This window comes from Mesorhizobium carmichaelinearum, from assembly GCF_900199455.1.
Taxonomy (GTDB): Bacteria; Pseudomonadota; Alphaproteobacteria; order Rhizobiales; family Rhizobiaceae; genus Mesorhizobium; species Mesorhizobium carmichaelinearum.
Genome location: NZ_FZQR01000106.1, coordinates 1 through 1,579, shown reverse-complemented (window position 1 = coordinate 1,579; position 1,579 = coordinate 1). Strand labels below are relative to the sequence as shown.

General features: G+C 63.5%; 1 protein-coding gene. It reads right to left on the bottom strand.

What is annotated here, in order from left to right; genetic code table 11:
* Window positions 1–152: 152 nt before the first annotated feature.
* Window positions 153–1,490, bottom strand: a complete 1,338-nt coding sequence (locus CKW40_RS42160; RefSeq protein WP_095205373.1) for an IS1380 family transposase — start codon at window positions 1,488–1,490, stop codon at window positions 153–155.
* Window positions 1,491–1,579 lie beyond the last annotated feature (89 nt).

Below are 1,579 nucleotides of genomic sequence, written 5' to 3'. Positions count from 1 at the left end.
GGCTTTCGGCGGCCTGCATCGGCGATCTGGCCGCCCTCGGAGTGCATTTTGACAAGCCTCGTCGGGCGCCGGCGATGATCCGTCGTGATGGAAGGCGGGGGTTTGCGGGTTGAGGTCGGCGGGTTTGTTTCGGGACGTCTGCGTCCCATCGTTTATGTCGCGAGTTGCGGGATGCGACTGAGGACGATGCGCAGGATGCGCTGGTCGGGGCAGGACGTCGGCAGGTGCAGGCGGATCTGGGTTTTCATCTCGACCACGCGGGCGGCGATCTTGATGAGGCGCAATCGCAGCGTGTCGAATTGGGCGACGGCAAAGCTGGAGCGTTTCGGCATCGCGGCGCGCAAGCCCCACATCAACCAGTAGGCGCCGGCATGCAGGAAGAGCCGGAACTGGTTGGCCGTCGCTCTTGTGCAGGAGGTGCGGTCGGCGGCGAGATGCGTCTTCCACGACTTGATGTGGTTATCGGCAGCGCCGCGCCGGCAGTAGACATCCTCGTAGAGCGCCTTGGCCTTGCCATTTGCAAGGTTGGTGACGATGAAGCGGGTATCGGCACCTTGGGCGCCGACCTCGCCGCGGGCGATGATGCGCTCTACGCGGCTCCAACTGGCGGCGCCGTCAAAAAACTCCTTGAAGCGGCGGACCTTGTTCGTCTTCGATGCTTCAAAGCGCGCCATCGTGCTGGTTTCCAGGTCCGCGACATGCTTGCGCAGGGTCGTGGTGGGCGCCACGCCGAGGATGAAGTCGACATCGTTGGCGCGGCACCAGTCGATGATCTGCGGGCTGCAGTAATGCCCGTCGGCCCGGATAAGGATGCCGGTGTTCGGCCAGTTGCTCCGGATCGCCCGCACCAGGCGGCGCAGGTGGGGGCGGATTTCAGCCCCGCTCGGCCGCGTCGCTGGTCGCAGGACCGCACCGACGAACCGGCCGTCGCCATCGAACACAACAATCGGCTGGAAGCCGTATTCGTCGTAATGGGCATTGAACAGCCGCAATTGCTGGCCGCCATGCACGGCGTCAAAAGTGTCGTCAATGTCGAGCACGATCCGCTTCGGAACCTGCCGGAAGGAAGAGCAATAGAGGTCGACCATCGCACGGCCCATAACGACCAGTTCCCGCACGCCAGGCAGGTTCTCCAGCCGGCACATCGTCGATTGCGAGGCCAGATCCCGACCCGAAGGCAGCGCATCCTGGGCCATCTTGAAGACCGGATCGCAGCGCAGCCGGTTGGCGTCGTTGCCATCCTCGTAGCCGGCGGCAATCATCTTCATGCGAAAGCCGATCATATCGGCCACGCTATGGATGACCTGGTCCGGGCAGCGCGGATCATCGATGCAGCGCGCCAGACGCTCGGCGACACGCAGCCGCTTTTCCACCTCGGCCAGAGCCAGAACCCCACTGTTGGACGACAGCATGCCGCCGTCGAAACGGGCGACGACGGACTTGCCGCCAACAGATGACAAACCGCTCAGCGGCAGCGTAGGATCATTCATGGCGGGTGTGGTCTCCGGGAAATGGTTCGGATCGGCGTAAGCAACCAAATCCTACGTCATTTCAACCGCTTGCACCACATCCGCCAACC

Bases quoted from the DNA above. Each gene is read 5' to 3' on its own strand.
- CKW40_RS42160 (WP_095205373.1), bottom strand. From the start codon at position 1,490: ATGAATGATCCTACGCTGCCGCTGAGCGGTTTGTCATCTGTTGGCGGC.